A 25,855-nucleotide genomic window follows, 5' to 3' on the forward strand; every position below is an offset into this window, starting at 1 on the left:
TCAGACCCCCTCAGCCTTGAATTCATTACATGCTATGCACGCTCCACAAGGTGTTTCACCCCCGAGATGACAGGAATAAGTGCCCTCGATGCCTTTAAGCGTCGCGAGTTCGATGACTTCCTGCTTGTGGAACGACGAGAGCGGTGCAAGGACCTTTATTTCACGCCCCATGCTCCTTGCGATCATTGCCTCCGCCTCCTGCAAGAACGCCGATGTCTGGTCAGGAAACAGGCTGGTTTCCTCATGGAGGAGTCCAATCGATATCGCATCGGCGTCGCGCTGAAATGCGTAGGCTGCTGCTACAAGCAGAAAGAGGAGATTTCGACCAGGAGTAAACGCATCCTCCAGCACTCGCTGGTTCGGGTCCGTCAACCCGGACTTAATGAGGCGGCCATAGCCCGACAGGTCGGCCACCTCCAAATCTGGTAGCTGCAACTTGGCCATCGCTGACCGGCAAGCCGCGTGCTCTCGATCGCGGGATCGCTGCCCATAGTCGATGAAAATCGGATATTGCTGAATCCCTTCCTCTTTTGCGAGGTAGGCGACCAGCGTGGAATCAAGCCCACCGGAAACGAGAGTGACAATGCTCATGCTAACGCGCGCTCCGTATCTTGAGAACCCGCAACCCGCATCACTATCCAGATCGCCCAATCCATAAGGCCGACTGCAAATCCGAGCCTATTTGCATGTGAAATCAGTTTATCTTCTTGCATGTGATAGTGTGAAAGCTTCGAGATGGCTCGGCCGGCCCCTGTGTAGAGTCCAATAATCGTCATGTAGTTCAATACGTGGCGATCCAGGACTGCGAGATCGTAGCTGATACCTGCGTTACGCAGGAACATACTCGCCTGCTTTGGCCCGATTCCAGCTACGTTCGACACAAGCCACGAGCGAGCGGTTGCCGCATCTCCGAAGGCATGCACGAGTGAGCACAGGTCCCCGCTTTCCTGCGAGACCGATTCGCGCGCAGAGGCCAATTGCATCGACTTTGATCGAGGAAAGCGATAATTTCGAAGGCTGCCGTTCACCAGTACAGGTTGACGGAGAACCCCGAGGATTTCATCGGCGAGTTCGGCCCGGGGTGCCGATGTGTTGAGGAGAAGCTGCCGTTTATCCAAAGCATCGGCGGTGGCTACGGCAAGCCCATACGGTACTTGACTGCTGAGCAGGCAGCATGAGAGTTCCCACCAGAGATTTCGCTCGTCAAGCGCACTCTGAGAGCGCTTAGCCCGCTCTTCAATCTCCGGGCATATTGCGGCAACGGCGTGCTCCAGCCTGGCAGCATCGTTTCTCATCTGAACAAATCCGGCATTTGATCCCTAAGTTGTTTTGAATTGGATTGGCCCAACAGGCCGACGGCAAATGCTTCTAAGCGATTTGTTGAAGCGGCAGCCTGCAAGTCGTGGGTTAGCTCCCGATAGTAGTCCAAATTATGGAAGGCAACTTTACCTGCGTAGTCTATATTATCGTCGGAGAGCGCAGAAACAGTGATGGCCGAAGCCGCCATCTGCGCCTGGTATGCGAAAAAATCGAAATGTTGGTAGTGATTTAATCTGTGCTGCTGTCGGTCAACGGCAACCCGGCACCACTCTAACCCATCGAAGCTGTCTGCTCCAGCTGCCGTTAGGATCGCTATACTCCATGGATTTCCCGTACCCAAGAGATGGATCGGCTGATAAAAGGATAAGCGATCAAGCTCGTTCCGGACGCGCCTCATGGTCTGTGCGCGCTGGATCAGCCCTCGGCCCAACTCGCGCTCCGCCAGCGCGATCATCGGTGGCTGGAGCTGGTCGGCGACATCCCGCACGACCTCGGGGAGAATAGTAAGATCGTACCCTTTCGACCTAGTGGCGGGAGCATGAATGATTGGAAGGACGGGGGCTTTGGTGAACTTCCTGTCTCGTTCGACCGCTGCAATGACTTGCCCAACCGCACGCTTTCTGTCCCTCGACGGATCCATCTCGTCGAAGCAATACACCCAATCGTGTGAAATCCCTTCCAGCGCCAATTCGAAATCTTGGGGCTTCCAGCTGTCGTCGTCGCGTCGCGTCGCTTCATAATTGCCTGAATCGACGAGGACAAATCCGCCTTGCGCGCGGATACGCTTCAGCTCCTGCTGGATACCTCGAGGGCGGCGGGGTGGAAACAGGTCGTAGGCGGAGACAAGGACCGTCGATGTACCGAAGAGACGAAGAGCCTTAAGAGCTTCGAGAGGAACGAGTTGTGTCTCGTGTGATGACACGGAGAGGAACAAGCTCGGAAGGGGGACTCTACCCGCAGCGATGGCTGATGGGCGGGTTGGCGCCATCCTCGGCGGGACGACAGTCGAAATCTTGCGCATCAGGTGCTGGATACCAGGATGATCGTCTTCTCCGGTCCAGCCCAGAAGATCAACCGCACTATAGCCGTTAAAGCCGTACGGCGCATTTGTCGGAATGATCTTAGCGGGAATAATCGGAATATTATATTGCTCAGCTAAGCGGAGTTCGTCCTTTACATTACTCTTGTCCTTAGCTGTCGGCGACCAGAGCGGAACGACGCATTTTGTATTCTGGATTTCACGTTCGATCACGGTCGAGAAGTCGCCGACGATTTTATCGTCCCACCAAACATCCCATCGGGTTGAAAGTGTTTTTACTAATCTCTCCGCCTGTCCGACATCTTCTCGTGAATAGACTATGTAGACGTCTGACATACGTAATTACTCCCCCCAGAGTAGTGAATCAGAAGTCTCACAAATTATGCGTCGCCGCAACTGTCTAGGCTACGGCAAGATGCACGAGGCCAGGCAGCTCGGTACAAAGACGAGGCGAAGTCGGGAACAATCGTAACGCCGAGATCGGAGAGTGCAGCGATATCGGACCGCTGCTCCTCGTCCAGTATTACAATATTTTGGTGAGATCGCGTTGCGCAGAGTCGTCGAATTTCCGTTGTGCTCAATCCGTCCGCCACTAGAAGTGAAGGTGCATTTTCGAGGAATGAATCTGGGACCTCATCGAGTTGAGGTGAGAGCACTTCAACACCAAGCTCTTTCAGGCGGAAGCGCGCCTCCTCAAGCGTATACCGCCTTCCGATTGTAGATGTTGAGCCATGCAGAACAATCCGGTTTGGTGCCTGCCCTGTTATGGGCTCGCGGCTACTGAGCAAGTCGGTTTGCACCGGAAGGGTCATTGTCTCACAGTAGGCGGACACCGATCGGGAGGCGAGGTCCGCGGCTTCGGCCGCGGAAGTTCCGGCTTCGCCCCAATGATATGCAAACACGGCACTGAAGACATCCCCTGTTCCGATCTTGAAGACCCGAGATGAATAATATGCGGGAATGGTATTAGGTTCGGCATGACGCTCAAAGACGGTGACCCCCCGCACCCCTCTTTTTACGACTATCACAGTCACCCGATCGCCATGCGACATGGCTTTCGCGGCGGCAGTCGCCAAGTCGGTGCAACCCGCATAGCGGCAGAGCTCTAGCTCATTCATAACCAAAGCAAGCCGTTTCGCTGTCGAGCCATTGGCTCCAAATGGCTCAGGACGGACAGCTGTCTGAGGATCGTAAATCGCGCGGACAGCGTGCACGATGGCAGATCCTTCCAGGAACCCGAATCTCAGGACCACATCTCCCGAAACATGTATCGGAGGCTGCTGAGGAAATGACCCAGGTCGCGGCTCGATGTGTGGTTGAGACAGTGGGTGGAAGTACGCAAATGCGATCGCAATATCGGAATGGGTGCGGGATAGCCGCACACCGAGGTCCGACAGTTCGTCCGCTCCCGGGCTGCTCTCGTCCCGTGCATAGGTGTGAAGAGTGCTCCCTGGCGAAAGAGCACTGACGGCTGCCGCCGCGCGCCCGCCCGAGCCAAACTGTGCGTTCCACTTCGGCGTTTCGCACAATTCGCGATATAGTCCACCTGCGATTTGCATGATGCATACGTCCAGCTAATGGCCGATGATTGTCTGCATGCGGGCTAGTAGCGTCGCGGACAACTCGGCCCGACCTTGGTCGTTGTTGAGGTAGCGCACATATCGGAGATGGCGCAGGTCGAACGGGATATCGTGATCGCTTTGTGCAATGAGGATGACCTCTCGACCTAAGGTGTGTGCAATCCCGGCTTCGTAAAATACATTCGGATTTCGACCTGAGCAGTCACAGATCACGATGCGCGAACGATCAATCAGGGAAACGACATCCTGAATAATTGACGCATTCTCCCAGATGTCGTCCGCCCGTCGGCAACGAAGTCCGACACCTTGAGCAGCGTTTCGGATAGCATCAAAAACAGGATTAAACGCCGCATCGAAGGGCATCATGGCGGATGCAAGATGGGGGTCTAAATTCTCATGCTCGGCCAATGGGAAGACCGTTGGCCGCTGTCGCCGGGGGCGTACCTGGCGAAGTAAAAAGCGGTACAAGTCGACCTCTTTCACGGCCCAATGGTTGCGAGAGAATTCGAAATCTCGGGGCATGTCCAGTTCAGCCCGGCTATCATAAAGCAGCGAGTTTGTTAGGGGAGGAACGTCGGGGTCAAAGCTTACCTCGAGTGAGACTTCGCCCCCTACGATGCGCGCCCGGTTTATCTGCCCGACATACGCGGACTCATCGCCGGTCCCCTCTTCGCAGAAGAGACAAGGCAGAGCCGTAAGTTTGTCCAGAAGTGGCGTATTGTTCAATCTGAATAGTTCGGCGATATGCGCTTCCGTATATTCGAACATCCGGCCGATCGGCACAGTGACTCTTCCCGATGGCCAATCAGCATTAAACATCAAAAGATTGAAAATCGACGTCCCCTCCGCGTTAAATTACAGGCCCCAGCTACGATACTGATCCGTGCCGTAGTGCCGTGCTCCCCCGGCCCTTTCGGTGCGGCTCAAATGTTGGAATTCAGTTGGCCAATGTCTTATAGCATGTTCTATGGCCTTCAGTTTGAATGGTACGTGTACAACACAATGATCCCTAATGATCGGCGGGCACAAACTGTCCTGTACGCGGCTTTCATTGAGGTTGACGGCAATAATCGGCAGATCCAAGCTCAACGCGAGTTCTAGCTCCCACCTTACAAAGCGGAAAAGATTCTTGGTCGAGTTTCCAATCAACACCATAACTGCTGTCGATTGTCGCATTCGCTCCCGCAATTTCGATTTTACGTAATCCTCATTCTGAGCACGCGACGTCATGTTGTCGAGATCATGAGAGTCCACGAACTGGAACGGTATTCTGGGGTTGGCATGCCACCCCCGGACATACCGGTAAGCCCATTGGTCGTTATCGCCATCGAAAACGACGTAAGTCGACATTTTCCGTTCCCCCCAAGACTACTTAACGCTGAACCCGATCTACAAAACTCAGAAGCTTCCTTCGCCGCGTGCGAACCCCAACGCGATTCAGAACTCTCGGTCAAAGGCTCGAATCTCATCCTCGAAGGAAGAGTGAGCGTGCCCCTCCAAGAGACATAGCCTCAAACCTATGTTCGATTAAGAGGGAGAATGCGCGGTGCTTCCGGAGAAGCGGTCGTCGAACGTCGGCAGCTTTCCGCCCAGGCATCAAGGTCGCCGACCGCGTACCGGACGTAGCGTCCGAACTTGTAGAATGCCGGCCCCGTATCGAGAGATCGGTAGCATTCGAGCGTATGGGCATCGAGCGCCAGATATCTTGCCGCTGCGTCTGTATCGACAAAGCGGACGGGGCCAGCATCTTCCACGTAGACCGCGCGCGCGAGGAGGTCTGCGGACGGCCATTTTGCTCGGTTGTTAGGTCGCGACATGACGCACCTCCGTTCGTGCTTCGGCAGGGATCGATGTGAAACGGGGCGCGCTCATCGCGTTGCCTCCCTGTTTTCATCATGTCGGGCGCCGGGCGGGGTGGCGCGATTGGCCCCGTTGCGATGGCGGAATGGCCGATAGTTTCCGACCTTGGTGCGCGACGAATACTTGCCGTCTTCCAGGCCGGGAGGCGGCGACGCGGGCTCGGCAACGTCCGCTGTTTCCAGCGCGGCGCCGACCTCGATCTCGACCTCTGTCGACGGTTCCTCAGCGACCGGGGCTTCGGCGCCGACGACGATGCGCCTGCGCGCGGCGACCGCATCCGCAGCCATGCGCACCGGGTCTTCCTCGTTGTGAACGTAGCGCATGAACATGGTGACGGTCTTATGCGCCGTGAGCGCCATACCGACCTTCAATGGCACGCCCGAGTTCGCGATATCGGTTGCGGCGCGATGGCGGATGCCGTGCGTACCGACATGGGGGACGCCCGCTCGGGCAAGGATGCGCCGCCATCCGTGTTGATAGGTATTGTCCGTCATCGGCTTCGAGGGATCGAAGATCGACGGGCACACATAGGGCGACGTCTCGAAGCGCGGAGCCTTGCTGAGCAGCCGGTGAGCCTCGTCGCTGAGAGGCTTCGTCATTCCTCCCGTCTTGCTGTCAGGCCAGGTCACGCGCCGGCGTTCGAGGTCGATCCAGGCCCATTCGAGCGTAAGCACCTCGGACTTGCGCGCCGCCAGCTCGAACTGGAGCCGGATGGCGAGGGTGATGAAGGGATGCTCCAGGCCCTCCCGGTCCGAGCGGTCGAGATAGGCGAAGAGCTTGCGCATCTCCTCGTCGGTGATGAACCGGGTCGATCCGTTCTCCGCGAATTTCTGGACGTGCCTGCACGGATTGGAGCCGTCTGGCCGATATCCCCACAGTTCGGCGAGGTTGAACATCTTCCGAAGGGCAGCGAGCGTTCGATTGGCGTTCACCGGCCGGTCGGCCATGCCGGTCATCAATTCCGAGATGTGGGCGCGGGTGACTTCATGAGCCTTGTAGCGGCCCAGGCGCGGAAGGATGTGGTTCTTGATGTTCAGTTCGTTCGTCGCGACGGTGGAGGGCTTGTTGTGAAGCTTCGAGTGCTCCTCGATGAACTTGGTGCACAGCTCCTTCATGGTCGGTGCTGCGCGCGCGGCTGTCTTCTCCGCGCACGGGTCGCGTCCATAACGAACCTCCGCGAGCCAGTCCTGTGCCAGGTTGCGGGCCTGATCGACGGTGAGTTCTCCGAATCGACCTAGCGCGGGCTTCCGGCGGACGCCGGAATTGGTCACGTAGGCGAGCATGAAGATCTTGCCGCCGAACGGTGTGACTTTCAGCATGAAGCCCGGTACGATCGTATCGCGGAGTTCGTATTCGCGCTCCTTCGGGCGCGCGGCGTCCACAGCCGTCTTGGTGAGTTTGATTTTGGCCATCAGAGGTCTCCAAACACGTTAGTCGTAGGAGTCGCGCGAGGGTGTCTAGGAGCACGATTCCCGGCTATTGCCGGCAAGTATGGAGAAGTTTGAAGCCTACGATGGTCAAGCTAAATCATTGATCGTAGTAGGTTTTCGCGCTTTTACTTGCAATCGGCGGTGTTTAGAATATCGTCCTTTGGGCCGCTCAAAATCGACCACCGAAAGGTATGGGGGTTCGAGTCCCCCCTCTCGCACCATGTCCGGCTTCGCCATCAGCGCCCGGCGCCCGCTCCGAACCTCTCCCGATACGCCGCCGGCGTCAGCCCGGTGATCCGCTGGAACAGCTTGCGGAAAGATGCCGGATCTTCGTAACCGGCTTCCCAGGCGATCCGGTCGACGGTCTCTGCGCTCCGTTCCAGCCGCTCGCGGGCGCGGGCGATACGCAGATGCTGGCAGTATTCCACCGGCCGCAGGCCCGTGGCCTTGCGGAAGCGGCGCAGGAAGGTGCGTTCCTCCAGCCCCGCCCGCGCCGCCAGATCGGGCAGCCGCACCTCGCGTGCCCCCGTTGCCTGCAGCCAGTGCTGGACCTTCAGGATCGCCGCATCGCCATGGTCGAGCCGCGGCACGAACAGGCTGTAGGCGCGCTGTTCGCGGCCGGGCGGGTCGATCAGCAGGAAGCGGGCGGTGCGCACCATCAATGCCGGCCCCAGCAGGCGGGCGATCAGGGCTAGGCCCAGATCGGTCCACGACATCACCCCGCCCGCGGTCATCAGGTCGCCGTCGTCGATCAGCAGCCGGGCGGTATCGACCCGGATGGCGGGGAAGCGGCTGGCGAAGCGGTCGTGATAATTCCAGTGGGTGGTGGCCGGGCGGCCGTCGAGCAGCCCGGTTTCGGCCAGCAGGAAGGCGCCGGCACAGACCGAGCACAGCACGGCGCCGTCACCATGACGGGCGGTCAGCCAGCGGGCCAGCGGTGCGGCGGCTTCGGGCGAGATCGGCGGCGCCAGGCTGGGCGGCAGGATCAGGGCCGCCGGCCGGCCGGGCCGGCCCGGATGGCTGTCGAACAGCCGCCGCACCTCTCCCGTCTCGTCCGCCCGCCAATGGCTGAGGCGGAGCGCCGGACCCGTGGCCTCGTCTTCGGCCCGCAGCCGGTCGGCGATCAGGATCAGGTCGCTCAGGCCGTGGATCGCGGCCTCCTGGACGTCCGGGTAGAGCAGCAGGCCGATTTCGACCGGCTCCGGCAGCGTGTCGGTCATTTGTCGGTTTCGCCCCTCTGAATGTCGGTTCCGCCGATCCCAAGCCTGCCCGCCTGCGGCTAGCCTGTCCATCACCGCCCGGATGTCCCGAAGCGGAAGCAAGGCCAGGAGGCAGCCGTCATGGGCAAGCGCGCCCTCGTCGTAATCGACGTCCAGAACGACTATTTCCCCGGTGGCCGCTGGCCGCTGGTCGGCATTGAGGCTGCAGCGGCCAATGTCGCCCGGCTGATCGCCGCCTTCCGCGCGGCGGGGGAGCCGGTGGTGCATGTCCGCCACGAATTCACCCGCGAGGGCGCGCCCTTCTTCGTCGCCGGATCCGATGGCGCCCGCATCCACGAGAGCGTCACTCCGGCGGAGGGTGAGCCGGTGGTGCTGAAGCACTTTCCCAACGCCTTCCGCGAGACCGGGCTGGACGCGCTGCTGCACGAGATGGCCGTGGACCACGTGGTGATCGCCGGCGCCATGAGCCATATGTGCATCGATGCCGGTGCCCGCGCCGCCCGCGATCTGGGCTTCGAGGTCACCGTCGCCCATGACGCCTGCGCCACCCGCGACCAGGAGTTCGGCGGCGTGATCGTCCCGGCCGCCCAGGTCCATGCGGCCTTCATGGCGGCGCTGGGCTTTGCCTATGCCAATGTCGTGGCGACCGGCGAGCTGGCAGGCTGACCCCCCCCGGCCTCACCCCCTGACCGCCACCACCATCGATCCCACCAGCAGCACCGCCAGCACCACATTGACCGTCCGCGACACACGCGGCCGGCGGAGCAGGCGGGCGAAGCCGGCGCCGAGCAGCAGCCAGACGACATGGCTGGCGATGATCGAGCCTGCCAGGATCAGAATCCGCGGCCCGATTTCGCCGGGCGTGGTACCGGTGCCGGCGAACAGGGCGGCGAAGGCGAGCCAGGCTTTGGGGTTGGTGATGGCCAGCACCACCCCGCCGGCCGGTCCCGGCGGGCGGCTGCCGGCCTGGGGCAGGCCCGGCGGCGGGGCGGTGGCGATGCGCAGGGCCAGGTACAGGATGTAGCCGGCCGATATGATCAGCAGGATGGTCGCCACTGCCGGCTCCGCCAGCAGCAGCGAGGCGAGGCCGGCGGCGACTGCCGCCATGACCGAGATCGTCCCGAGCGCACTGCCCAGGGCGTAGGGCAGGGCGCGGGCCAGGCCGAAGGCACTGCCGGTTGCCGTCATGGCGATGGTGCTGGGGCCCGGGCTGAAGGTGATCGCGAGGCTTGCGGCGGCGAAACCTGCAAGCTCGGGCAGGGCGGCAGGCCCGGGCAGGGTGATGCTGGAGAGATCGGCCATCGCGCCGGCTCCTGTACGCTGAGCGAAGACGGGGGTAGTATGGCAGTATGACTGACCTATCTGCCAGCCCGACTGCCCCGCTGCCGGGGCTTGAAACGGCCCCCGCCGCCGAGGGCGGGATCCGGCTGCGCCTGGGTGCGGGCGCGCCTGGCCTGGAGCGTCTGGCCGCGGCCTTCGACGGTCGGGCTTTCGCGCCCCATCGCCACGACACTTATGCGATCGGCATCACCACTCATGGCGTGCAGAGCTTCCGCTATCGTGGTACCCGCCGGGCCTGCCTGGCCGGGCAGATGCATGTGCTTCACCCCGACGAGATTCACGACGGCGCCGCTGGCACGCCCGAGGGCTTCGGCTATCGGATCGTCTATGTCGATCCGGCGCTGATCCTGGCGGCCCTGGACGGCCGGCCGCTGCCTTTCGTCGCCGACCCGGTGGTCACGGCGGCGGCGATCGATCCGGTGCTGCGGCAGGGGCTGGTCGATCTGGATGTGCCGCTGGGCGATCTGGAGAGCGTCGAACTCGTCACCGGGCTGGCGGACATGCTGGGCCGGCTGGATCGGTCGGCATCGCCGAGGGGCACAGGCGGCCGGCTGCCGGTCGAAGCGCTGGAGCAGGTGCGCCGGCTGATCGCCGACGACCCGGCAACCCGCCATGCCGCCGCCGCTCTGGAAGCCGTTTCGGGCCTGGATCGCTGGACGCTGGCCCGCCAGTTCCGGCGCGCCTTCGGCACCAGCCCCAGCCGTTATCGCACCATGCGCCAGCTGGACCTTGCACGGGCGGCGATGCAGCGGGGCCTTGCCCTGTCGGAAGCGGCGCTGGACGCGGGCTTCGCCGATCAGAGCCATATGAGCCGCGCCTTCAAGCGCGGCTACGGCCTCACCCCGGCCCGCTGGGCGGGGGCGGTTACGGCGCGTTGAGCCGCTGTCCGGGCCTGGATCGCCTTCACCACCGCCGCCATGTCGAGGCTGTCATGGCCGGCGGCGAGCGTCTCGCCGAACAGGCCGTGACAGACATCAAGGAGGGGCGAGGCGATCTCTGCCGCCCGCGCCGCTTCCGCCACCAGCCGGGCATTCTTGAACACGTCCGGGATCGAGGCCTGGACGCTGTAATCGCCGGCCCGCAGTTTGGCGAGCTTCATCCGCGACACCGCACTCGCCATCGGGCCTGCATCCAGCACCTCGACGAAGCGGTCGAGATCGAGCCCATGGCCCTCGGCGAAATGGAAGGCTTCGGTCAGCCCGGTGACCATGGTGATCAGGAACAGGTTGACCGCCAGCTTCATCTGCAGCGCCTGGGGCACGGCGCCGCAGGCCACGGTCTGGCGGCACATCGGTGCCAGCAGCGGTTCGACCCGGGCGACGTCTTCAGGGGCACCGGCCAGCATGGCGACCAGCTGCCCCGCCTCGGCCGGCGCGCGGGAGCCGGAGACCGGCGCTTCGACATAGCGCCCGCCGGCGGTACGGATTTCAGCCGCGAGCGCGCAGGAATATCCGGCGGGCAGCGTGCCCATGTTGACGATCAGATGGCCTGCGACATTGGCCCGGAAACGCGCGACGCTGCGGCCCAGCACCAGATCGGTCGAGGCCTCGTCGATCATCATCAGGATGACGACCTCGGCGCGGCGGAAGACCTCGTCCGGGCTTGCCGCGACTTCGGCGCCGGCGGCGGCCAGGGCGTCGCATTTCTCCCGCGTGCGGTTCCATACCACCAGTGGTGTGCCGGCACGTGCCAGGTTGAGCGCCATGGGCTGGCCCATCACGCCGAGCCCGATAAATCCGACGGTTTCGGTCATGTCGTCCTCCCGATCCGGGGGCGGCCATCATGCCCGGCCGCCAGTCGCCACGAGGCTAGGGGAGGTATGAACCGACGTCTTGAATGGTTGTGACATCACCTGTCCGGGGCGGCCGTCTGCAGATCTTCGACTTTCACGACGACATCCATGACCGGCCGGTCGACATCCGCGCCGACGAAGCTTCCGGCGATCGGCAGGATCTGCTGGATGTTGCGCGCCACCGCAACCGGGATCAGATTGGCCGAGCCCACCGCCCGGTTGGTCGGGTCGAACGGGATCCAGCCGGCGCCGGGCACAAAGACTTCGGCCCATGCATGTGTCGATCCCGCCGCCGTCGATCCCAGCTGGTCGCCGGCCGGGTTGTAGAGATAGCCCGAGACGAGCCGCGCCCCAAAGCCGAGCGTTCTGGCCGCCTCGGTGAACAGCACGGCAAAGTCGCGGCAGGATCCCCACCTCCTGTCGAGGGTTTCGAGCGGCCCCTGTGTCCCTTCGGTTTCGCGACTCTCATAGGCAATCTGCGCCGCAACGCCGTTGCTGAGGTCCTTCAGCAACGAGAGGGTGTCGGTCGGCCTGCTCATCACGAAGCCTTCGACCCAATCGGACAGCCGCCCCGTTGCGTCGGCATATTGGGGCAGGGCGAGTGCGCCGAGATCGGTCCAGTCATCCGCAGAATAGAAGAACGGATAGCGGATCGCCGAGGCTGCGATCGGGAAGACGGGCCAGGCCGGCGCGCTGAGCCCGACGACGGCCTGGGCATGGATCGTCAGCGTGTCGGACGGGCTTTCGAACAGGGCGGATGCGATGGCGTTGCCCGCCACATCATGTGACCAGTCGACCCGGGCCGCCGGTGAGATGTCGAGATCGAAGGCAAGCAGCCTGTGCTCCCGGCTTTCCCGTGGTCGCAGCATCAGCCTGTGGGGGCCCAGTATGACGGCGCGATCGTAACGATACGACGTGATGTGGGTGATCCTGACCTTTTGGTCGGCGCCCTCTCGACGGTCGGTTCCCTCTGCCATGAATTCTGCTCCTCGCGTCTTCAGGCGGGTCGATGTCTCGCAAGCACCTTACCGCAGGGATCCGGCCCGGATAGCCGGCATCTTGGCCGAAGGCCGGCGTCACCCCGGATCGGGCCAGGCGCCGGCATCCTTGACCGAGCTGTAGACGAAGATCGATTCGATCGACGTTATGCCCTCGATATCGTGCAGGCGATTGCGGACGAAATCCTCATAAGCCGCGAGGTCGGCCACCATCACCCGCAGCAGATAGTCGGATTTGCCGGTGACCAGATGGCATTCCACCACCTCGTCGATCACGCCGATCCGGCGTTCGAAACCGTCCACCACGGCTCGGTTGTGCCGGTCCAGGCGGATATGGACGAAGGCGGTGAGGCCCAGTCCGAAGGCCTTGGCATCGACCCGGGCGCCATAGCCCCGGATGACACCCGCCTCTTCCAGCGCCCGTACCCGGCGCAGGCAGGGTGAGGGTGAAAGCGCCACACGGTCCGCCAGTTCCAGATTGGTGATCCGACCCTCGGTCTGGAGGATGCGGACGATCTGGCGGTCCTTGTCGTCCATGGCCATTCCTTTCCTGGCATATCTGACCTGAAGACTGCCGATTCGGGGTGAAAATGGCAATCAAACGCCAGGCGAGGCGGCGCATCATGCCCCGAGATACAGAGGGAGACGCCCCCATGACCACATCGCGCAGTTTTTCGACCCGCGCCATCCATTCAGGCTACGATCCGGCTGCCAATGACGGTGCGCTGACCCCGCCGCTTCATCTTACCTCAACCTTCGTGTTCGAGACCGCCGAGGCGGGTGGCGAGATGTTTGCCGGCACCCGCCCCGGCCATGTCTATTCCCGCATCTCCAACCCCACCCTCGACCTGCTGGAGCGCCGGATGGCCGATCTGGAAGGGGCGGAGGCGGGGCTGGCACTGGCGTCGGGTATGGGGGCGATCTCCGCCACGCTCTGGACCCTGGTTTCGCCGGGGGACGAGGTGATCGTCGACCGCACGCTTTATGGCTGTACCTTCGCCTTTATGCGCCATGGTCTGGCGCGCTTCGGGGTCACCATCACCCATGTCGATCTGACCGACCCCGAAAACCTTGCCGCCGCCATCGGCTCACGCACCCGGGTGGTGTATTTCGAAACCCCGGCCAATCCGAACATGCGGCTGGTCGACATCGGTCGGGTGTCGGAGATCGCCCGTGCCGCGGGCGCCGTGACCGTGGTCGACAACACCTATGCCACGCCCCGTCTCACCCGGCCGATCGAGCTCGGTGCCGATCTGGTGGTGCATTCGGCGACCAAATATCTGGGGGGACATGGTGATCTGGTGGCAGGGCTGGTGGTCGGTGATGCCGAAACCGTCGGCCGGATCCGGCTGGAAGGGCTGAAGGACATGACCGGCGCGGTGATGGCGCCGTTCAACGCCATGCTGATCCTGCGCGGGCTCAAGACCCTGGCGCTGCGCATGGAGCGCCATTCGGCGAGTGCGCTTGCGGTGGCGCGGATGCTGAACGCCCATCCGGCCGTGGCGTCGGTCTGGTATCCGGGACTGGAAGATTTCCCGCAGCATGATCTGGCCCGGCGCCAGATGGCGCTGCCGGGCGGCATGATCGCCTTCGAGCTGACCGGCGGTCTCGCGGCCGGCCGCGAGACCATGAACCGGCTGGGGCTGATCGGCCGGGCGGTGTCGCTGGGCGATGCCGAAAGCCTGATCCAGCACCCCGCCTCAATGACCCACTCGACCTATACGCCCGAGGAGCGGGCCGCCTATGGCATTTCCGACGGGCTGATCCGGCTGTCGGTCGGGTTGGAGGATCCGGCGGATCTGCTGGAGGATCTTGAGCAGGCCCTGCCGCGGCCGGTTCTGCACCGGCGCAGTGCCTGAACATCTCGTCAAAAGTTGTATAGGCAAGTGGGCGATTCCGACGGGATCGCCCGTCGCGCTGTCAGTAGCTGCTCTCCAGCCGGTAGCGTGTGCCGGGGTAGAGCAGGCGCACCGCCGTCACCACCCGCGGCCCCGACCAGGTCCGGCGGCGGACCATCAGGCAGGGCTCGGCGCGGGCAATCGCGAGCAGCCGGCATTCCCAGGCCTTGGGCAGGATCGCTTCAACCGACTGTTCGGTGCGGGTGATGGGGGCGAGTGCCGTAAGGTAGGCGTTGGGCGTGATACTGCTGAAATCCTGGGCCAGATAGTCGGGCGCCACCGCCGGGTTGACGAACCGGTCCTCGATCTGGATCGGCACCTCGTCCTCGCGATGGACGATGACGGTGTGGAAGACTTCCGATCCCATCGCGACCTCCAGCGCGTCGGCAAGCTCCGGCCCGCAATTTTCTTTCTGGCTCAGGGTGATGGAAACCGTATGGGCGGCGCCGCGTTCGGCGATCTCGTCGGCGATGTTGCGCACGCCCAGGAAGGGGGCGCTGCGCTTGGCGGGGGCGACGAAGGATCCCTTGCCCTGAACGCGCAGGATCACGCCTTCGGCCGCCAGCTCTCTCAGGGCGCGATGCGCGGTCATGCGGCTCACCCCCATCTCCTCGACCAGCTCGTTCTCCGACGGTACCCGGTGATTGGCCGGCCAGTCGCCGCTGGCGATGCGTGACTTGATACGGGCCTTCAGCTGCTCGTAAAGCGGCAAGTCGCGCAGCCCGTCTTCGCCGGCCGGCGCCGGCCGGGTCGCCTCGATCTGGATGCCGATCTGGGTCATGGGGGCTGCCTGTATGGTGTGCATGCGGCAAGTTGCATGTTTTTCGACCATACAGGATTGCGTCCCTTCGGGAAATGGGTCATCTTGCATATACAACTTGCCTGTGGCGCCCCGGGGAACTGAGGGGGGCTCAGGCCAAAGCGCACCCCCGGCCCGGCGGCCCCTGCCCGTGCGGTCCGGTGAGGAGGCGACGACCGAAGATCCTGACCGGGTACGCCAAGCGATAAAAAAGGGAACGCACGGTGTCGAATTTCACCTTCACCACGCTCAAGCTCGCGCTCGCCACCACGGCCGCCGTGTTCGCGGTCTCCACCGGCAGCGCCCAGGCCTCGTATTGCGGGGACGGCAAGACCGTCACCTTTGCCGGCATCGACTGGGAAAGCGGCGCCTTCATCACCGAGGTGATGAAGACCATCCTGTCCGAAGGCTATGACTGCGCGGTCGACGCGATCCCCGGCAACTCTGTGACGCTGGAGCAGGCGACCGCCAATAACGACGTCCAGATCTTCGCCGAGGAATGGATCGGCCGCAGCGACGTCTGGAACAATGCCGCCGCCGCCGGCCAGGTGGTCTCGGTCGGCAAGACCTTCGTCGGCGCCAGCGAGGGCTGGTTTGTCCCGGCCTATATGATCAAGGGCGACACCACCCGCGGCATCGCCCCTGCCGCGCCCAAGCTGGAGACGGTGGAGCAGCTCAAGGATCCGGCGATCGTGAAGCTGTTCACCGACCCGGAGGAGCCGTCGAAGGGCCGTTTCCTGAACTGCCCCTCGGGCTGGACCTGCGAGGGTGTCAACACGGCCAAGCTCGAAGCCTACAAGCTTACCGACGATTATGTGAACTTCCGCCCGGGCACCGGCACCGCGCTGGATGCGGCGATCTCGGCCGCCTATCTGCGCGGCGAGCCGATCCTGTTCTACTACTGGACGCCGACCGCGATCATGGGCAAGTACGATCTGGTCCAGCTGAAGGAACCGGCCTATGACGAGGCCTGCTGGACGGAGCTGACCAGCGCCACCGGCAAGCGTGACCGCGGCTGTGCCTTCCCGGCGGTCGAGGTTGCCTATGGCCTGAACGCCGATTTCGCCAAGGCGGCGCCCGAGATCGTCGAGATGCTGGAGAAGGCGACCTTCCCGCTGGCCGAGGTGAATGCCAGCCTGGCCTATATGGTCGACGAAAAGGCCGATGCCCAGGCTGCCGCGAAACGCTTCCTGGCGACCAAGGGCGATGTCTGGGGCGGCTGGGTTCCGGCCGAGGTCCGGGCGAAGATCGAGGCGGCGGTGAAGTGACGGGCTGAGCCCCGTCCCGACCTCCCGCCCCGGTCTCCATCCCTGCCTCCCGCACGGTCCACCGCCGGCCCCCGCCCGGTGGTGGACCGTGCCATCCTCCGCTTCACCCGCGGCAAGGAAGCCAGCCCATGTTCCCCGAGTCCCTCCACATTTCCATTCGCGGGCCGATCAACGACTTCGTCCGCATGCTGGTGGTCGATTACGGCTTCGTGTTCAAGGCCGTGTCGAATGTCATCCTCCAGGGCATCCTGGTCATCGAGCAGATCCTGCGCGGCCTGCCCTGGTGGGTGGTGTTTCTGGTGTTCACGGGGCTTGCCTGGCAGGCGACCCGCCGGATTGCGCCGACGGTGATGATCGCCGTGATGCTGCTGGTCGTGGGCGTGCTCGGGCTCTGGGACCTGACCATGCAGACGCTCGCCCTGATGCTGATGGCGACACTCGTCTCGGTGGTCATCGGCATCCCCGTCGGGATCTGGGTCGCCAAAAGCCGGATCATGCGCGGCATCACCCTGCCGGTGCTCGACGTGATGCAGACCATGCCGAGCTTCGTCTATCTGATCCCGGCGATCATGCTCTTCGGCCTGGGCAAGGTGCCGGCGGTGCTGGCGACCATCATCTACGCCGTGCCGCCGCTGATCCGGCTCACCGATCTCGGCATCCGTCAGGTCGACCGCGAGGTGATCGAGGCCGCCCAGGCCTTCGGCGGCAGTCCGCGCCAGATCCTGTTCGGGGTGGAACTGCCGCTCGCAACCCCGACCATTATGGCCGGTCTCAACCAGACGATCATGATGGCCCTGTCGATGGTGGTGGTCGCCTCCATGATCGGCGCCCGCGGCCTTGGCGAGCAGGTGCTGAACGGCATCCAGACGCTCGATGTCGGCAAGGGGCTGGAAGCAGGGCTCGGCATCGTCATCCTGGCCATCGTGCTCGACCGCATCACCCAGGGCTTCGGCCGGCCGCGCAACGAGGATGCCCGTCATGGCTGAGATCGAGATCCGCAATGTCTACAAGATCTTCGGCCGCGACACCGGAACCGCGCTCCGGCTTGCGAAGGAGGGTCTCGACAAGGCCGAGGTGCTGGCCCGCACCGGCTGCAGCGTCGGCCTGGACGATGTCAGCCTGACCATCGGCGCCGGCCGGATCTTCGTGATCATGGGGCTGTCGGGTTCGGGCAAGTCGACGCTGGTCCGGCACATCAACCGGCTGATCGAGCCCACCGCCGGCGAGGTTCGTTTCGACGGCCGCAACATCCTGGATCTGGGAGCGAAGGCGCTCAGGGATTTCCGCACCCATCGGGTCAGCATGGTGTTCCAGAGCTTCGGGCTGATGCCGCATCGCACCGTGCTGCAGAACGTCGTCTACGGCCAGCGGGTGCGCGGCCTGTCGCGCGCCGAGGCCCGGCCGATCGGCATGCAGTGGATCGAGGCGGTCGGCCTGTCCGGCTATGAAGACAAGTATCCTCACCAGCTGTCGGGCGGCATGAAGCAGCGCGTCGGCCTTGCCCGGGCCCTGGCCGCCGATACCGACGTGATCCTGATGGACGAGGCCTTCTCGGCGCTTGATCCGCTGATCCGCACCGACATGCAGGACCAGCTGCTTCAGCTGCAGCAGAACCTCGCCAAGACCATCGTCTTCATCACCCACGATCTGGACGAGGCGCTGCGCATCGGCTCGGAGATCGCGATCCTGAAGGATGGCCGCCTGGTCCAGGTCGGCAGCCCCGACGAGATCCTGACCAACCCCGCCAACGACTATGTCGCCCGTTTCGTCCAGCGTCGGACCGGAGGTGGCCATGACTGATCCCATGCAGGATCCGGCGGCGCCGGACGGCTTTCTTTCGGGGGACGTGACCGCGGAGGCGCTCGTGCAGGCGAACCGCATCATCCTCGACCGCGTCCTCGGCTGGCGCGACCTCGCCTCCATTGCCGAAGGGGCCGGGCTGGAGCTGTCGCCTGCCGCCTGGGCACGGATCGAGGCGGCGCGCCGGGTGGTCGATGCCCTGGTCGACCGCGGCATCCGCGGCTATGGCATCAATACCGGCGTCGGTGCGCTCTGCGACGTGATCATCGACCGCTCCGCCCAGCAGAGCCTGTCGCGCAACATCCTGTTCAGCCATGCCTGCGGCGTGGGGGAGCCGCTGCCCGAGGCGGAGACCCGTGCGATCATGGCTGCCCAGATCGCCAATTTTGCCCATGGCTATTCGGGCGTGCGGCCGCAGACGGTCGCGGCACTGCTGGCGCTGCTGAATGCCAATATCCTGCCGGTGATCCCCGCGCGCGGCTCGGTCGGCTATCTCACCCATGCGGCCCAGATCGGTCTGGTGCTGATCGGCCACGGCACGGCCCGCAAGGGGGTGGAACTGCTGACCGGACGCGAGGCCCTGGCCGCTGTCGGGCTGGAACCGCTGGTGCTGGAAGCCAAGGAAGGCCTGAGCCTGGTCAACGGCACGCCCTGTGCCACCGGCCTCGCCTGTCTGGCGCTGGCCCGTATGGACCGGGCGATGGACTGGGCGGATGCGGCGGCGACGCTCGCTTACGAGAACCTCGGCGCCCAGGCGGGGGCCTTTGCGCCGGCGCCGCTGGCCTTGCGCACCTCTCCCGGTCTGCAGACCGTCGGTGCCAGGCTCGATGCCTGGCTTGCCGGCAGCGAATTGCTGGCCGCTGCCGCAGGCAGTCGCACCCAGGATCCGCTGAGCCTGCGCGCCGTGCCCCAGGTCCATGGCGCGGTACGCGACCAGATCGAGCAACTGGCAGTGGTGGTCGATCGGGAGCTGGCCAGCGTCACCGACAATCCGGCGGTGTCGGGCACGCCCGAGGTGCCCGAGGTGCATTCCCAGGCCCATGCGGTCGGGGCGGCGCTCGGTCTTGCCATGGATGCGCTGGCGGTGGCGGCGGCAGAGCTTGCCGCGATCTCGGAACGCCGGGTCGACCGGCTGGTCAATCCGCTGGTCAGCCGGCTGCCGGCTTTCCTGGCCGGTGACAGCGGGGTGTGTTCCGGCTTCATGATCGCCCAGTACACCGCAGCGGCGCTGGCAGCGGAATGCCGGCGGCTTGCCGCCCCGGCCAGCCTGGATGGCGGCATCACCTCGGCCCTTCAGGAAGACATCCTGACCCACGCCACCCCGGCGGCGGGCAAGGCACTGGCGGTGCTCGACAATCTGGAGCGCATCCTCGCGATCGAACTGCTCGCCGCCGCCCAGGCCTATGACCTTCAGCCCCCGGCCCTCGCCCGGGCACCCCGCACCGATGCGCTCTATCGCCGCATCCGGGCCCGTGTGGCGCCCTATGCCGACGACCGGCCGCTCAACGGCGACTTCGCCGCCCTGCACACCATCCTCAGGACCACCCGTCCCTGACGGTGACGTCCGCCTTTCAGCCTCAGCCGCCCCAAGACCGACCCGGCCCGAGCCGGCCGATTTTTCGCCCGAGGAGCAGATCCGATGAGCAATCCGCGTCACAACATCCGCGAGATCAGGGCGCCGCGCGGACCCGAGATCAGCGCCCGGAGCTGGCTGACCGAAGCCCCGCTCCGCATGCTGATGAACAACCTCGATCCGGACGTCGCCGAGAACCCCAACGAGCTGGTGGTCTATGGCGGCATCGGCCGTGCCGCCCGCACCTGGGAGGATTTCGACCGGATCGCGGCGACGCTTCGCACGCTTTCGGATGACGAAACCCTGCTCGTCCAGTCGGGCAAACCGGTCGGCGTGTTCCGCACCCACAAGGACGCGCCCCGGGTGCTGATCGCCAATTCCAACCTGGTGCCGCATTGGGCGACCTGGGACCATTTCAACGAGCTGGACCGCAAGGGCCTGGCCATGTACGGCCAGATGACCGCGGGATCCTGGATCTATATCGGCACCCAGGGCATCGTTCAGGGCACCTACGAGACCTTTGTCGAGGCCGGCCGCCAGCATTATGACGGCAATCTGAAGGGCCGCTGGATCCTGACCGGCGGGCTCGGCGGCATGGGCGGCGCCCAGCCGCTGGCGGCGGTGATGGCCGGTGCCTGCTGCCTGGCGGTGGAGTGCAACCCGGACTCGATCGATTTCCGCCTCCGCACCCGCTATCTGGATGCAAAGACGGAATCGCTGGACGAGGCGCTGGAGATGATCCGGGTCTGGACCGAGGCTGGTGAGGCGAAGTCGGTCGGCCTGCTCGGCAATGCGGCCGAGGTGCTGCCCGAACTGGTCCGCCGCGGCGTGCGTCCCGACATCGTCACCGATCAGACCTCGGCCCATGATCCGATCAACGGCTATCTGCCGATCGGCTGGAACATCGCCGAATGGCGGGCGAAGCGCGAGAGCGATCCGAAGGCGGTGGAAGCGGCGGCGCGGGCCTCGATGAAGGTCCATGTCCAGGCGATGCTCGACTTCTGGAACCAGGGCGTGCCGACCCTCGATTACGGCAACAACATCCGTCAGGTTGCGAAGGATGAGGGGCTGGAGAACGCCTTCGCCTTCCCGGGCTTCGTGCCGGCCTATATCCGGCCGCTGTTCTGCCGCGGCGTCGGTCCGTTCCGCTGGGCCGCTCTTTCCGGTGATCCGGAAGACATCTACAAGACCGACGCGAAGGTGAAGGAGCTGCTGCCCGACAATGCCCATCTCCACCGCTGGCTCGACATGGCGCGGGAGCGGATCTCCTTCCAGGGGCTGCCGGCGCGGATCTGCTGGGTCGGCCTGGGCGATCGTCACCGCCTGGGTCTCGCCTTCAACGAAATGGTTGCGAAGGGCGAGCTGAAGGCGCCGGTGGTGATCGGCCGTGATCATCTGGATTCGGGCTCGGTCGCCAGCCCCAACCGCGAGACCGAGGCGATGAAGGACGGGTCCGATGCCGTGTCGGACTGGCCGCTGCTCAACGCCCTGCTCAACTGCGCGAGCGGCGCCACCTGGGTCAGCCTGCATCACGGCGGTGGCGTGGGTATGGGCTTTTCGCAGCATTCGGGTATGGTCGTGGTCTGTGACGGTACCGAAGATGCCGCGCGCCGGGTGGAGCGGGTGCTCTGGAACGATCCTGCGACCGGTGTGATGCGTCATGCCGATGCCGGCTATGACATCGCGCTCGATTGCGCCCGCGAGCAGGGGCTGCGCCTGCCTGCGATCCTGGGGAACTGAGACCGGCCGCCACCGGTCGGGGAAGATGGAGGACACGGTCATGGCCCCGATGCGTCTGCTGCCCGCGGCCGGACATCGGCGCATGCCCTGGAAGAATGGCGGCGGCGAGACCGTGGAAATCGCGATCTCGCCCGCCGGTGCCGGGCTTGACGGTTTCGACTGGCGATTGAGCATGGCGATGGTTGCCACTGACGGTCCGTTCTCGATCTTTCCCGGCATCGACCGGTCGCTCGCGGTGCTCCAGGGGGCGGGGATGGAGCTGTCGGTTGCAGGTGTGGGCCATTGCCGCCTCGATCCCGCAGCCGAACCCTTCGCCTTCCCCGCCGACCGACCCACCACCGCCCGGCTGATCGACGGGCCGATCACGGACCTCAACCTGATGACCCGGCGGGCGGGTTTCGCCCACGAGATGGAGCGGATGCGGGTGGCCGGCCCGGCAGATCTGGCGGTGGTGTCCGAAATCGTGCTGCTGCTCTGTATGGAGGGTCAGGTGGGCGTGCAGATCCGGGGCGAGACGGTCGATCTTGCGCCGCTCGATGCCCTGCTGATCGACCGCCGCGGTCTGGCCGAGGCCGGAGGCGTCGATGGTGACGGCCTGCTGATGGTCTGCCGGATCTGCGAACGCACATCGGCCTGAGGCATGGGTGCGTCTCGGGGGGGCGAACCTCCTGACAGGTTTCTGTCACGCCCCGTGGCAGAATGCCGGTTCCAGCACCACCGAACCGCGCCCGGATGCCATGACCGATACCGCCCAGCCTGCACTCAAAGACATCTTCGACCGTGCCCGGATCGAAGCGATCGCCGGTCATCTGGCCGATCTTTCGCTGGCCTTCGATCGCGCGCGCTTTCTGGAAGCGGCCCTCCGCGACCTCGACGGTCTGGCCCTCATGGCCCGGCTCGGTCAGGTCAGCGAGGCGATCCACCTGGCCCTCGATCTGCCGGTGGACCGGGCACTGGATGTGCTGCGCGGGCTGGCACCGCGGATGGGATCGGGCTTCGCCACTCTGATCCTGCCCGATTGGGTGGCGCGGTTTGCCGCCGACGACACGGATCGGGCGCTGGATGCGCTTGCTTTCTTCACCCGGTTCGGTTCGTCGGAATTCGGCATTCGCCCCTTCATCCGCCGGGAGCCCGCCCATGTGCTGGCGGTGATGACCGGCTGGACCGCGGATGCGTCCGACCATGTCCGCCGCCTGGCGAGCGAGGGCGCGCGGCCCCGCCTGCCCTGGTCTTTCCGGCTGGAGGCGGTGATGGCCGATCCGGCCCTGACCTGGCCGATCCTCGACCGGCTGAAGACCGACCCTGCGATCTATGTCCGCCGCTCGGTCGCCAACCACCTGAACGACATCTCGAAGGATCATCCCGACTGGCTGCTGGATCGGCTTGCCGGCTGGGATCGCGATCATCCGCATATCGCCTGGATCATCCGCCACGGCCTGCGCAGCCGGATCAAGGCCGGTGATCCGCGGGCGCTGACGCTCGTGGGCGCCGACCGGCCCGCGGACGTGCGGATCGCGGCGGCGGCGGTCACGCCGGCACGGATCCGCCCGGGTGATCGCATCACCCTGGCCGTGGATCTGGTCTCGACCGCGCTGACCTCGCAGCGGCTGGTGATCGACTATGCCATCGGCTATGTCCGTCCGACCGGTATTTCGCGCAAGGTCTTCAAGCTCCGCACGGTGGATCTCGCCCCCGGCGAACGGCTTCAGTTCTCCCGCTCCCAGGTGATCCGCGACTTCTCCACCCGCCGCCATCATCCCGGCCATCATGCGGTGGAGCTGCTGGTCAATGGTGCGGTGCTGGCCACCACCGGCTTCGATCTCGTGGGCTAGCGGCTCAGCCGCTCCATCAGCGCCATGGCGGCCGCCGGATTGGCGGGTTTGAAGCCCGAAATCACATAGAGAAAGACATCGCGTGGTGTCGGTTTGGCTGGCGGTCGCTCCACCATCGAACCCGTCGGGGTAGACGCGGCCGCGCCAGGGCTCGAAGGTCCAGCCGCGGCCCTCATCATCACCCGCACTCATGCTCAAGGCGATGGTGCAGGTGGCGGCCAGGTTCCGGGATGCGGCGCCGGGTCGCAGGCCTGCCTTGTAGGTTTTCCAGTCGGGCGGCGTGAAAAAGAGCGATGACGTCACCTGAGGGAGCGCCTTCCATGTCCGCGCCGAAACGGTTGCTGATCGCCTTTCTTGTCGTTCTGCCCGGCCTCTGGCTCGCCACCGGGCAGATCTTTCAGGTACCCGCGGAGATTTTCGCCATCCGCCCGGCGATAATGCAAGGCACCGGCATCCTGGCGATCGGTGCGATGAGTCTGGCTCTGGTGCTGGCGATGCGGCCGGTGCGCCTTGAAGGCCTGCTCGGCGGGCTCGACAAGGGCTACCGGCTGCACAAATGGCTGGGCATCACGGCGCTGATCTCGGCCGTCATCCATTGGCTGTGGGCCCAGGCGCCGAAATGGGCGGTGGGCTGGGGGCTGCTCGACCGGCCGGCGCGCAACCGGATACCGGTCGAGCCGGGGACGTTGGAGGCAACCCTGCGCAGCTGGCGTGGCTTTGCGGAAAGCGTCGGCGAATGGGCGTTCTATGCGGCGGCGGCCTTGATCCTGCTGGCACTGATCCGGCGCTTCCCTTATTGCCGGGTCTTTCAGGTCCACCGCCTGCTGGCCCTGGCTTATCTGGTGCTGGTCTTCCACGCCGCGGTGCTGTTCACCTTCGATCAATGGACCCAGCCGGTCGGCATCGTGGTGGCGGTGCTGCTGGCGGCCGGCACGGTCTCGGCGGTGCTGGCCCTGTTCGGCCGGATCGGGCTCAGCCGGCGCGTCGCGGGCCGCGTCTCCCGCCTGGTGCATGATCCGGCCGCCCGGGTGCTGGAGGTCGATCTGGCACTTTCGGGCAACTGGCCGGGGCATCGGGCGGGGCAGTTCGCCTTCGTCACTTTCGATGCCGCCGAAGGGCCGCACCCTTTCACCATCTCTTCTGCCTGGCGCGGTGATGGCCGGCTCCGTTTTCACGTCAAGGCGCTGGGGGATCATACCCGGACCCTGCCTGGCCGGTTGAAGCAGGGCGATGAAGTGACTGTCGAAGGGCCATATGGCCGCTTCGATTTCGTCGACCGTCATCCGGCCCAGCTGTGGGTCGCCGGCGGCATCGGCATCACCCCCTTCCTCGCCCGGCTGGAGGCATTGGCAGCGGCACCAGAGCCGCGGCCGGTCGATCTGATCTATTGCGCGGCGGTGCCGGCACCGGATTTCGTCGCCCGGCTCCAGGCGCTGGCGATGGCGGCCGGGGTGCGGCTGCATGTACTGGCGAGCGGCCGCGACGGCCGGCTGGATGCTACCCGCCTGGCGCGGCTGGTGCCGGACTGGCGCGAGGCTTCGATCTGGTTCTGCGGCCCGGCCGGATTTGGTCGCAGCCTGCGCCGCGGGCTCGAACGGCTTGGCCTTGCCCGTGGCCGCTTCCATCAGGAAGCCTTCGAGATGCGCTGATCCGGTTTGGGCATATCCGGTGCCAGATGCCGGGTGAGCATGGCCACCAGTTCGTCGTGCAGAGCCGCGGGCAGGTGGTCGTGCCCGTCGGCAAGGGCACCGTGGATCACGGCCTCGATGCTTCGTTCCACCAGTACCGCGAGCACGGCGGGATCACGGCCGTGGGCAAGGGGCAGGGTGGCGATCCAGGTGGCAATGTGGGTGGTGATCGCGGCTGAGACATCCCTGATCCGGGCCAGGTCGCCGATCCGTGGGACCTGCTCGTTCAGCACCCGGTGCAGCGTCGGGTGCAGGCGATGGGCATCGGTTGCGGCCTCGACGATCATCGCCACCCCTTCGGCCGGCAGTGTGCCGGCCAGCCGCGGTGCCAGCTCGTCGAACACCGCCTGCAGGGCCGTGGCGTGGCGGTCGATCAGCGCCGCGATCACGGCCTCCTTCGACGGGAAGTACTGGTAAAGCGAGCCGACGCCCACGCCCGCTGCCTCGGCGATCCGGGTGGTGGTGGCGCGGTCGAAGCCGTCGCGCACCAGAATGTGAGCGGCGCCGTCCAGGATCGCCTCGACCGTGGCGCGCGATCGGGCCTGAACCGGCCGTTTCCGCGGGCTGGTAGCGGGGGGCGCAGGCGGCATCGGCGGGGCTCCGGATGCGAATTCAGAAAGCGAAGGAATCTTCGTATTCTGAAGGCGACCGATCAAGCCCCGATGAGAGAGGTGCCC

At 64.8% G+C, this 25,855-nt stretch carries 25 protein-coding genes and 1 pseudogene; 11 read left to right on the plus strand and 15 right to left on the minus strand.

What is annotated here, in order from left to right:
- The 8 genes from P7L68_RS07045 to P7L68_RS07080 form a co-directional block, all read right to left on the minus strand.
- Entirely contained in the window at window positions 1-591 is a 591-nt protein-coding gene (locus tag P7L68_RS07045) for a 7-cyano-7-deazaguanine synthase (protein ID WP_024896895.1), read from the minus strand.
- Window positions 588-1,295, minus strand: a complete 708-nt coding sequence (locus P7L68_RS07050; RefSeq protein ID WP_024896894.1) for a hypothetical protein — start codon at window positions 1,293-1,295, stop codon at window positions 588-590. The genes P7L68_RS07045 and P7L68_RS07050 overlap by 4 nt, the downstream gene beginning before the upstream one ends.
- The gene (locus tag P7L68_RS07055) at window positions 1,292-2,695 is read right to left on the minus strand and encodes a toll/interleukin-1 receptor domain-containing protein (protein WP_003497299.1); all 1,404 of its coding nucleotides are present in this window, start codon (window positions 2,693-2,695) and stop codon (window positions 1,292-1,294) included. Before P7L68_RS07055 ends, P7L68_RS07050 begins: the two co-directional genes overlap by 4 nt.
- Before the next feature lie 44 nt (window positions 2,696-2,739).
- The gene (locus P7L68_RS07060; RefSeq protein WP_003497300.1) at window positions 2,740-3,918 is read right to left on the minus strand and encodes a carbohydrate kinase family protein; all 1,179 of its coding nucleotides are present in this window, start codon (window positions 3,916-3,918) and stop codon (window positions 2,740-2,742) included.
- A 15-nt stretch (window positions 3,919-3,933) separates the two neighbouring features.
- Complete coding sequence (locus P7L68_RS07065) at window positions 3,934-4,707, minus strand: hypothetical protein (RefSeq protein WP_199777866.1); 774 nt, start codon at window positions 4,705-4,707, stop codon at window positions 3,934-3,936.
- A gap of 87 nt (window positions 4,708-4,794) precedes the next feature.
- Entirely contained in the window at window positions 4,795-5,289 is a 495-nt protein-coding gene (locus tag P7L68_RS07070) for a TIR domain-containing protein (protein WP_024896892.1), read from the minus strand.
- A gap of 518 nt (window positions 5,290-5,807) precedes the next feature.
- Window positions 5,808-7,211, minus strand: a complete 1,404-nt coding sequence (locus P7L68_RS07075; protein WP_003497302.1) for a site-specific integrase — start codon at window positions 7,209-7,211, stop codon at window positions 5,808-5,810.
- 254 nt (window positions 7,212-7,465) lie between these two features.
- Complete coding sequence (locus tag P7L68_RS07080) at window positions 7,466-8,449, minus strand: GlxA family transcriptional regulator (protein WP_372003673.1); 984 nt, start codon at window positions 8,447-8,449, stop codon at window positions 7,466-7,468.
- 120 nt (window positions 8,450-8,569) lie between these two features.
- Here P7L68_RS07080 and P7L68_RS07085 point away from each other — a divergent pair, with 120 nt between their 5' ends.
- Complete coding sequence (locus P7L68_RS07085; RefSeq protein ID WP_372003675.1) at window positions 8,570-9,115, plus strand: cysteine hydrolase family protein; 546 nt, start codon at window positions 8,570-8,572, stop codon at window positions 9,113-9,115.
- Between the two features lie 12 nt (window positions 9,116-9,127).
- Here the strand turns inward: P7L68_RS07085 and P7L68_RS07090 are convergent, their stop codons facing one another.
- Entirely contained in the window at window positions 9,128-9,751 is a 624-nt protein-coding gene (locus P7L68_RS07090) for a LysE family translocator (RefSeq protein ID WP_372003677.1), read from the minus strand.
- A gap of 119 nt (window positions 9,752-9,870) precedes the next feature.
- On the opposite strand from P7L68_RS07090, the gene P7L68_RS07095 reads away from it, so the two are divergent.
- On the plus strand, window positions 9,871-10,668 hold the full coding sequence (locus P7L68_RS07095; RefSeq protein WP_372006993.1) for an AraC family transcriptional regulator: 798 nt from the start codon (window positions 9,871-9,873) through the stop codon (window positions 10,666-10,668).
- Here the strand turns inward: P7L68_RS07095 and P7L68_RS07100 are convergent.
- From P7L68_RS07100 to P7L68_RS07110, 3 genes are all read right to left on the minus strand, one after another.
- Complete coding sequence (locus tag P7L68_RS07100; protein WP_372003679.1) at window positions 10,620-11,543, minus strand: NAD(P)-dependent oxidoreductase; 924 nt, start codon at window positions 11,541-11,543, stop codon at window positions 10,620-10,622. The genes P7L68_RS07095 and P7L68_RS07100 overlap by 49 nt on opposite strands.
- A gap of 95 nt (window positions 11,544-11,638) precedes the next feature.
- Window positions 11,639-12,559 carry a transglutaminase N-terminal domain-containing protein gene (locus P7L68_RS07105; RefSeq protein ID WP_372003680.1) on the minus strand — a complete coding sequence of 307 codons (921 nt, stop codon included), beginning with the start codon at window positions 12,557-12,559 and terminating at the stop codon, window positions 11,639-11,641.
- A 99-nt stretch (window positions 12,560-12,658) separates the two neighbouring features.
- Complete coding sequence (locus P7L68_RS07110; protein WP_345958840.1) at window positions 12,659-13,117, minus strand: Lrp/AsnC family transcriptional regulator; 459 nt, start codon at window positions 13,115-13,117, stop codon at window positions 12,659-12,661.
- A gap of 116 nt (window positions 13,118-13,233) precedes the next feature.
- On the opposite strand from P7L68_RS07110, the gene P7L68_RS07115 reads away from it, so the two are divergent.
- Entirely contained in the window at window positions 13,234-14,439 is a 1,206-nt protein-coding gene (locus P7L68_RS07115; protein WP_372003682.1) for a methionine gamma-lyase, read from the plus strand.
- Between the two features lie 61 nt (window positions 14,440-14,500).
- Here the strand turns inward: P7L68_RS07115 and hutC are convergent, their stop codons facing one another.
- A complete protein-coding gene (gene hutC, locus P7L68_RS07120) occupies window positions 14,501-15,259 on the minus strand; it encodes a histidine utilization repressor (RefSeq protein ID WP_345958842.1) in 759 nt (252 codons plus the stop codon).
- A 296-nt stretch (window positions 15,260-15,555) separates the two neighbouring features.
- On the opposite strand from hutC, the gene P7L68_RS07125 reads away from it, so the two are divergent.
- The 7 genes from P7L68_RS07125 (at window position 15,556) to P7L68_RS07155 (ending at window position 23,490) form a co-directional block, all read left to right on the plus strand.
- Window positions 15,556-16,545, plus strand: coding sequence for an ABC transporter substrate-binding protein (locus P7L68_RS07125; protein WP_345958942.1), 990 nt, complete (start codon window positions 15,556-15,558; stop codon window positions 16,543-16,545).
- 128 nt (window positions 16,546-16,673) lie between these two features.
- Window positions 16,674-17,531: a proline/glycine betaine ABC transporter permease gene (locus tag P7L68_RS07130; protein WP_345958843.1), complete on the plus strand. Its 858-nt coding sequence runs from the start codon at window positions 16,674-16,676 to the stop codon at window positions 17,529-17,531.
- A complete protein-coding gene (locus tag P7L68_RS07135) occupies window positions 17,524-18,345 on the plus strand; it encodes a betaine/proline/choline family ABC transporter ATP-binding protein (RefSeq protein WP_345958844.1) in 822 nt (273 codons plus the stop codon). Before P7L68_RS07130 ends, P7L68_RS07135 begins: the two co-directional genes overlap by 8 nt.
- Complete coding sequence (gene hutH / locus P7L68_RS07140; RefSeq protein ID WP_372003685.1) at window positions 18,338-19,900, plus strand: histidine ammonia-lyase; 1,563 nt, start codon at window positions 18,338-18,340, stop codon at window positions 19,898-19,900. Before P7L68_RS07135 ends, hutH begins: the two co-directional genes overlap by 8 nt.
- A gap of 84 nt (window positions 19,901-19,984) precedes the next feature.
- A complete protein-coding gene (gene hutU / locus P7L68_RS07145; protein WP_372003686.1) occupies window positions 19,985-21,658 on the plus strand; it encodes a urocanate hydratase in 1,674 nt (557 codons plus the stop codon).
- A gap of 40 nt (window positions 21,659-21,698) precedes the next feature.
- The gene (locus P7L68_RS07150; RefSeq protein WP_372003688.1) at window positions 21,699-22,295 is read left to right on the plus strand and encodes a HutD family protein; all 597 of its coding nucleotides are present in this window, start codon (window positions 21,699-21,701) and stop codon (window positions 22,293-22,295) included.
- Window positions 22,296-22,395: 100 nt separating this feature from the next.
- Window positions 22,396-23,490: a DNA alkylation repair protein gene (locus P7L68_RS07155; protein WP_372003690.1), complete on the plus strand. Its 1,095-nt coding sequence runs from the start codon at window positions 22,396-22,398 to the stop codon at window positions 23,488-23,490.
- Here the strand turns inward: P7L68_RS07155 and P7L68_RS07160 are convergent.
- Window positions 23,487-23,633 (minus strand): annotated as a pseudogene (locus P7L68_RS07160) (DUF72 domain-containing protein); the annotation flags it as partial. The gene P7L68_RS07155 and the pseudogene P7L68_RS07160 sit on opposite strands and share 4 nt — an antisense overlap.
- Before the next feature lie 177 nt (window positions 23,634-23,810).
- Between P7L68_RS07160 and P7L68_RS07165 the strand changes: the two are divergent.
- Window positions 23,811-25,139, plus strand: coding sequence for a ferric reductase-like transmembrane domain-containing protein (locus P7L68_RS07165; protein ID WP_372003692.1), 1,329 nt, complete (start codon window positions 23,811-23,813; stop codon window positions 25,137-25,139).
- Here the strand turns inward: P7L68_RS07165 and P7L68_RS07170 are convergent.
- On the minus strand, window positions 25,115-25,768 hold the full coding sequence (locus tag P7L68_RS07170; protein ID WP_372003693.1) for a TetR/AcrR family transcriptional regulator: 654 nt from the start codon (window positions 25,766-25,768) through the stop codon (window positions 25,115-25,117). The genes P7L68_RS07165 and P7L68_RS07170 overlap by 25 nt on opposite strands.
- Window positions 25,769-25,855: the final 87 nt, after the last annotated feature.

Origin of the sequence: Tistrella mobilis, assembly GCF_041468085.1 — a bacterium.
Lineage (GTDB): Bacteria > Pseudomonadota > Alphaproteobacteria > Tistrellales > Tistrellaceae > Tistrella > Tistrella mobilis_A.